Here is a 7578-nt window from a genome sequence, read left to right on the forward strand (position 1 = left end):
CTCGGTCCGGGCCGCCGGCGCGCCGCTGACCGTCGCCGCCGTGCACCTCAGCAGCGACCACTCGCCGGACGGCGCCGACCGCCGCCGGGCCGAACTCGCCCGGCTGGCCGAGGGGTTGGCGGGCATCGAGGGTGAGCTGCTGCTGCTCGGGGACTTCAACGACGGCCGCTCCGGCCCGTCCGGCCCGGCCGCCGCGCTCGGCCTGCGGGACGCCTGGAGCCAGGTGCACGGACCGGCCGACGACACCCCCACCTTCGACCCGACGGCCAACCCGCTCGCCGCGGTCTCCTCGCTGACCGGCCGCCCGGGCCGGCTGGACCGGGTGCTGCACCGCGGCGACGGCGCCCGCGCCACCGCGGCCGTCCTGCTCGGCGACCGCCCGGCCGAGGACGGGCTCCTGCCCTCCGACCACTACGGCGTGGCCGTCGACCTCCTCCTCGGTGGCGAAGCCCTCCGTGATCTCCACGGCGGCACCCCGGACGTCCTCGACGCCGCGCCCACCGCCCGTACCGCCGTCGCCTGGCTGCCGCCCGAGGAGCTGCGGCCGCCGATCCAGCGCCTGCGCGAGGCGTACGACCCGCAGCTGCGGCGCTGGCCCCCGCACGTCAACCTGCTGTTCGGCTTCGTCCCGGAGGCCGAGTTCGACCGGGCCCTGCCGCTGCTGGGCGCGGCCGCCGCCGAGGTGGCGCCGTTCACCGCGCGGCTGGAGGGCGTGCACACCTTCGGGCACCGCGAGGACGCCACCGTCTGGCTGGACCCGGCCGCCGGCTCCCCCGCCCCCTGGGCGGCGCTGCGGCAGGCGCTGGAGCGGCGCTTCCCCCGCTGCCGCGGCCGGGCCGAGGGCTTCACCCCGCATCTGACCCTCGGGCGCAGCGACGACCCGCAGCGCGTGGCCGCCGACTGCGCGGCCCGGCTCGCCGGGGCCTCCGCCCGGGTCGGCGAGCTGGTGGTGCTCTCCCGGCGGGGCGGCGAGCCGATGCGCCCGCGCGCGGTGGTCTCGCTGGGAACGGGCGAGGTGCGCCCGGTACCCGAGCGGCCGATCACCTCACCGACCCCGGAGTCCGATCAACACGCCTCCGCCGCAAGGGCGTTGGCCCGGCGCATCGCCGCGGCCCTGCCCGAGGGCGTGGTGCGCACCGTCGGCTCCCGTCGGCTGGGCTGCCAGCTGGACGGCGCCGACCTGGACCTGGTGGCGGCACTGCCCGGTTCCGCCGACCTGCCCGCCGTCCGCGCCCGGGTGGCGGCCGCGCTGCCGGAGGCCCGGGGGCTGCGCGAGGTGCACGGCGCCCGGGTGCCGGGCCTGCGCCTGGCCGCCGACGGCCTGTCGGTCGACCTCGTGGTGGTCTTCACCGGCGCGCTCGACCCGGCCCGGGCCGTGGACCGGCGTGCGGAGCTCGGCGAGGCGGAGGCCGTCGCACTGAGCGCGGTCACGGATGCCGAGGCGATCCTGACGGCGCTCGGCGACCGGCACGCGCGCTTCGTCCGGCTGGCGCGCCAGGTGAAGGCCTGGGCGCGGGCGCGCGGCCTGGACTCCGCGCCTTTCGGCCAACTGCCCTCGCTCGCCTGGTCGGTGCTGGCCGCCCGGACCGTCCTGGACGCGCCCGGCGCTCCCGAGGAGGAGCTGTTCCGGCGCTTCGCCGGGACCTGGGCGGGCTGGGACTGGCGGCGGCCCGTCGCCCTCTCCGCCGACCCGGTGCCCGGCCCCTCGGGCCCGCTGACCGTCCTCACCCCCTCCGCGCCGGTGCGCAGTTGCACCTCCCAGGTCAGCGCCGACACCCGCGACCTGCTCACCGAGGAGCTCTACCACGCCTGGGAACTGGCCACCGAGGCCGCAGAGGGCGCCGAAGCCGCCGCGGCCCTGTGGCCCGCCCTGCTCGCCGCTCCCCCGCTGCACCGCCGGCACGCCGCCTGGGCCGTGGTCAGCACCGACGAGGAGTCACTCGGCCTCGTCCGGGGCCGCGTCCGCGCCCTGCTGGCCGCGCTGGAGGACGCCGGGGCCACCCGGTTGCACGCCTGGCCCCACCCGTACCGGACCGCCGACGGCCGCCTCCACCTCCCGATCGGCCTCGGCCCCGCCCCGCTCCCCGCCGACCGGCTCGCCCCGATCACCACGGCGTGGTGCCGCACGCTGCCCGGCGTCCGGGTCGAGCACGTCGACGGCGGCGGCGTCCCCACCCCGTCCCGCTGAACCGTCCCGCTGAAACGTCCCGACGCACGGAAACGCCCGGACGACCCGCACCACCCGGATCAGCCGAACCACCCGTGCCCGTCCGGCTCTTCTGGACAACCGCCCCCGAAATTTGCCACGGTGAGCACCAGCGGCCCAGCCACCGATCATGCGGCCGAAGCCCCATGGGAGTTCCCCGTGCCCTCCGCCGACTTCCCCGCCTTCTACCTCGGGCAGAGCGTCTTCTCCGATCCCGGCCCCCACCTCCCCCGCTACGCCGATCTCCCCAAGGACCCGAGCCAACTCGCCCGGATCGCCCGCCACCTGATCATCCACCGCCTCGAAGGCCGGCTGTTCCACCACCACATCCCGGCGGACCGGCTCCACCACGACGCCGAGACGCGCTACCTCGACGACATCCTGCACCTGATCACCGACCGGAACCCGGCCCCGCTCCACCATCCGCGGGCGCCCGCCGACCGCTTCGTCGGCGTCTGCCGGGACCTGGCGCTGCTGCACTGCTCCTTCCTGCGCCACGTCGGCGTCCCGGCCCGGTTGCGCTGCGGTTTCGCCGACTACCTCGGCCCGGACGGCTTCCACGGCGACCACGTGGCCACCGAGTACTGGGACGACCGGCGCGGCTGGCTGCTCGCCGACCCGCAGCTGGCCGACCCGAGGGTCGCCGCCGCCTGGCGGGTGGACTTCGACCCGATGGACGTCCCGCGCGACCGCTTCCTGGTGGCCGGCCGGGCCTGGCGCACGATCCGCTCCGGCCGGGCCGCCGCCGGCTCCTTCGGCGTCCACCCGCCCGAGGAGGGCCCGCTCAACGGCGAGTGGTTCGTCGCCCACTCCACCCGGCTCGACCTCGCCGCCCTGAACAAGGTCGAGACCCTCCTCTGGGACACCTGGGGCACCGGCTCCACCAACACGCCGCACGCCCCGTACGACGAGGTCGCCCACCTGACCGTCGGCCCGGTCGACCTGCCCGCCGTCCGCCGCCTGTTCACCGAGCACGACGCCCTGCGCACCCCGAGGACCGTCCTGTCCCTGGCGCCCTTCACCGGCCCCCGCGAGGTCACCCTGCGCTGACGGCCCGCCCAGCGGCGTCTCCCGTCCGCTGTCGGTGATCCGCGACCGGCACCAGACCGGCATCACAACCTTGGCACTGGTGATCGACTGAAACACCTGTGTTCCCCGGCCCGTCGCCTTCGCTAGCGTGGTTCGTACTGGACTGGACTCGGACAGGGCTGGGGGCGGCGTGGACGGCGCGGACACGGGTACGGTCGCGGTCCCGCTCGCACCCGGCGGGCTGCCGGGGCTGGGGCACCTGCTCGGGATGGCGCGCGGGCGCGCCGTCTTCCTGCAGCGGCTGCGCGCCGGCGGCGACATCGTCGAGATGAGGCTCGGGCGCCGGTCGTTCTACGTGCTCAACGCCCCCGAGGCGGTGCACGAGGTGCTGGTCGCGCAGAGCGGGCGGTTCAGCAAGGGCATGCTGTTCGACCGCGTCCGCCCCTACCTGGGCAACGGGCTGGCGACCTCCGACGGCCCCTTCCACCTCCGGCAGCGGCGCGCCCTGCAGCCCGCCTTCCACCGGGAACGGATCGCCCGGTACAGCGCGACCTTCACGGCGGTCGCGAGGGAGCGGGTGGGAGGCTGGCGACCGGGCCGGACCATCGCGATGGACCGGGAGATGCGCGAGCTGGCCGTCGCGATGCTGCTGCCCACCCTCTTCCCGTCCGCCGGGGAGCCCGGAACCGGGCGGGCCATCGACGACCTGGGCGCGCGCGTCGGCAGCGACCTCGGCGTCCTGGTGCACGGTGTGCTCCGCGCCACCATCCTGCCGCCGGCCCTCGCCGAACTGCCGACCCCGGGACGGCGGCGGTTCCTGGCCTCGGCCGCCTCGCTGCGCCGGCTCGCCGAATCGGCGGTCCGGGAGGCACGCCGCCACCCGTCCGGCGACGGCGTCCTCACGCTGCTGCTCGCGGCCGAGGGCAGCACGTCGGACGAGCCCGGCACGTCGGACGGGCCCCGCAGGCCGGACGGGCCCGGCATGTCGGACGAGGCGGCGTGCGACGAGATCCTCACCCTGCTGGTCGCCGGAGTCGAGACCACGGCCACCACCCTGTCCTGGGCGCTGCACGTGCTCGCCCGCGATCCGGCGACCGCGGAGCGGATCCACGCCGAGGCCGAGGCCGCCGGACCGGACGCCGCCACCCCGGCCGCCCTGCCGTACACCGCGCGGTTCGTCCAGGAGGTGCTCCGCCTCCACCAGCCGCTCTGGTTCATGGGACGGCGCGCCCTGGAACCCGTGCGCATCGGACGCCACGAACTCCCGCGCGGAGCCGAGGTGGTCTACAGCGCCGCGACCCTGCACCGCGACCCCGTCCTCTTCCCGGACCCGCTGCGCTTCGACCCCGACCGGTGGCTGGACCGTCCCGAGAAGAGCCTGCCGCGCGGCGCCTACCTGCCCTTCGGCGCCGGCAACCGCAGATGCGTCGGCGACGGCTTCGCGTGGGCCGAGATGCTCGCCGTGCTCGCCGCCGTCACCACGCGCTGGCACCTGCACCCGGCACCCGGGCACCGGGTCCGGGCCGTCGCGGACGCCCAGATCCGTCCCGACGCCCTGCCCATGTCCGTCACCCCGCGCTGAATCCGCGCTCGACCAGGAGGACCGACCGGTGCTGGAGTTCCACCTGGCCGAGACGGAGCTGTTCGCCGCCGCGCGGACGCTGGACCCCCACCTGGAGGGACTCGCCCGCTTCCTCCCGGCGACCGCCCCCGGGGCCGTCGACCCGGCGCACCTGCTGGCGGTCGAGGCCGAGTGCCGCCGCGACCGGCTCGCCCTGCTCGACGCCACCGACCGGGCGTACCGCGAGAGGGGGCCGGGCCGGGCGTACGCCGCCTGGCTGTCCGCGGCGCGCCCGGCCGAGCTGATCTGCACGCGCAAGGGCGACCGCTCCCTCGACGAGGTGCACCGCCACATCGTCCGCGACTCCGTGCAGTGGCTCACCCTGTGGCTGGCCGGCTACCGCCCCGACCCGCTGTGGCACGCGCTCGCCAAGGCGGTGGCCCTGCTGGCGGTCCTGGACGACATCGTCGTCCCGCCCCAGGACGTGGCGAACGGCGTCCACCGCCTCGGCGGCGAGAGCCTGGCCGAGGTGCTCGACCGGGTGAAGGCCCTCGGCGGCGACCGCGACCCGCGCTGGCTCGCCGAGGCCCACCGGGAGACGCTGTTCAGCGCGCGCGTCCAGTTCCACGAGAAGTGGTCCGCCGCCGCACCGGGCCTGGCGCCACCGGAGGGCCTCGACGCGATCCAGGCGTACGTCCGCGAGCCGGACGCCCTGCGCGCGAGCATCCTGCGCACGTACGCCGCCGAGACGCTGCCCGTCCTGCACCTGATCGCCTACTACTACCGCCTCCCCTACGACGACCACGACCGCGCGGCCTTCCTCGCCGCCGCCGTGGCCCAGACCCTCGGGATGGACATCTCCAAGGACCAGTACGGCATAGGCGTGAAGGAGGTCACCAACTTCGGCGTCCGCCCCACCCGTCCCGCCCCCGAGACGGCGCGCCGCCGCACCGCCATCCACCACACCTTCCTCCGCCTGACCGCCCGCTTCCGCGACGCGACCGACCTCCCCACCCTCGTCTACGACCGCTACTCCCGCGTCTCCCTCTCCTACGCCCGCCTCGTCGACCGCTACCTCGAACGCCGCCGGATGACCCGCCTGCCGATGAGCGCCCCCCTGTCAGCACTCGTCGACGAGGTCCTCACTACCCGGGGGTAGGAGCTCCGACGTCCCGGCACACCGCCCTGACGGCCCGCCCGAAGATCTGAAATTTTTATTGCGCAATTTTCCCTTCGGATCTATCGTCGACGCATGCCCGAGAAGCCCCGGCCCGGCCGGATCACCGACCTGTCCCGTCTGAAGGCGTTCACCAACCCACTGCGGGTGCAGCTCTACCGCCTGCTCTACGCGGCCGGGAGCGCGACCGCGTCACAGCTCGCCGAGCAGGTCGACCAGGCGCCGTCCCTGGTCAGCTACCACCTGCGCAAGCTGGCCGAGCAAGGGTTCGTGACCGAGGCCGACGGGCGGAGCAGCGACGGCCGGGAGCGGTGGTGGCAGGTCGCCTCCGAGGAGGGCTGGGGCTTCCGCGAGTCCGACCTCGACGGCACGCCCGAGGCCGCGGCCGCCGTCAACACGGTGGTCGACGGACTGATCGACTCCCGGTCCGCCCAGTACCGCGCCTACTTCGGCCAACGGGCCGCCTGGGGCCGGGAGTGGGCCGACGCGGCCTTCAGCTCGGAATGGCTGCTCGATCTCACCGCGGCCGAACTCGCCGAGATGGAGGGGGAGTTGCAGGCCCTCTCCCGACGCTGGCGGGAGCGCGGCAAGGCCGCCCGGGCGGCCGGTGACACCGCGGGCCGCGAGCACGTCTCCGTCCACCTGTACGGGTTCCCCTTCCGCCCCTGACACCGGCACCGCCGTGTCCCCGATCGCCGGAGTCCCGATGTCCCTCGCGGAACCGACCCTCCCCGCCCGCACGCCCGCGCCGCCCGCCCACCGCGACGGCAACGTGCTGCGCTGGCTCACCGCCCACACCGCCTCGCTGATCGGCGACAGCGTGTACTTCGCCGCCCTCGGCTGGTCCGCCCAGCGGTCCGCCGGCCCCACCGAGGTCGGCCTGGTGCTGGCCGCCGGCGCCGCCCCGCGCGCCCTGCTGATGCTCGGCGGCGGGGTGCTGGCCGACCGGCTCGACCCGCGCCGGGTGGTCCTCGGCAGCGACGCCGTGCGCTGCCTGCTCATCCTCGCGATGGCCGCCGCCATCGCGCTGACCACGCCCGCGCTCTGGCTGCTGGTCGCGGTGGCGCTCGTCTTCGGCGCCGTGGACGCCGTGTTCGTGCCCGCCGTCGGGGCGCTGCCGCCCCGGATCACCGGCCCGGACCAGCTGGCCCGGGTCACCGGCCTGCGCTCGCTGTCGATGCGGGTCGGCCAGATCGCCGGGCCTCCGCTCGGTGGCCTGGCCATGGGCCTGGGCGGTCCGGCCGCCGCCTTCGCCACCGCCGGCGTGCTCTTCGCGCTCTCCCTGCCGCTGCTGTTCTCCGTCCGGATCAGCCCGCTCGAAGCACCGTCCGACAGCGCCTCGGAGAGCACCCCGTCCCGGCCCGGCTCCGCGCGTGCCGAGCTCTTCGACGGGCTGCGCTACATCCGCCGCCACCGCCTGATCGGCCCGCTGGTCGCGGCCGGGGCCGTCTGCGAACTCGGTCTCACCGGCACCCTCAGCGTCGGCCTGGTGCTGCTCAACGCCGAACGCGGCTGGGGCCCGTCCGGCTACGGCTGGATCGTCGGCTGCTTCGGCGCCGGCGCCGCCGCCAGCGCCGCGCTGCTCGCCGTCGCCGGGCGGCTCCC

Annotated in this window: 6 protein-coding genes; all 6 read left to right on the plus strand. The window is 76.0% G+C overall.

The annotated features are described in order from the left end of the window. Positions 1-2188: poly(A) polymerase (locus tag ABZW03_RS33330; RefSeq protein WP_355266781.1), on the plus strand; the 2188-nt coding region annotated here is incomplete at its 5' end. A 177-nt stretch (positions 2189-2365) separates the two neighbouring features. Further along, positions 2366-3256, plus strand: coding sequence for a transglutaminase-like domain-containing protein (locus tag ABZW03_RS33335; protein ID WP_355266784.1), 891 nt, complete (start codon positions 2366-2368; stop codon positions 3254-3256). A gap of 169 nt (positions 3257-3425) precedes the next feature. Beyond that, on the plus strand, positions 3426-4817 hold the full coding sequence (locus ABZW03_RS33340; RefSeq protein ID WP_355266787.1) for a cytochrome P450: 1392 nt from the start codon (positions 3426-3428) through the stop codon (positions 4815-4817). 28 nt (positions 4818-4845) lie between these two features. Beyond that, positions 4846-5955, plus strand: a complete 1110-nt coding sequence (locus ABZW03_RS33345) for a hypothetical protein (RefSeq protein WP_355266789.1) — start codon at positions 4846-4848, stop codon at positions 5953-5955. A gap of 93 nt (positions 5956-6048) precedes the next feature. Then, positions 6049-6642 carry a helix-turn-helix domain-containing protein gene (locus tag ABZW03_RS33350; protein ID WP_355266792.1) on the plus strand — a complete coding sequence of 198 codons (594 nt, stop codon included), beginning with the start codon at positions 6049-6051 and terminating at the stop codon, positions 6640-6642. A gap of 37 nt (positions 6643-6679) precedes the next feature. Then, positions 6680-7578: MFS transporter (locus tag ABZW03_RS33355; protein ID WP_355266795.1), on the plus strand; the 899-nt coding region annotated here is incomplete at its 3' end.

This window comes from Kitasatospora sp. NPDC004799, assembly GCF_040609095.1.
Lineage (GTDB): Bacteria > Actinomycetota > Actinomycetes > Streptomycetales > Streptomycetaceae > Kitasatospora.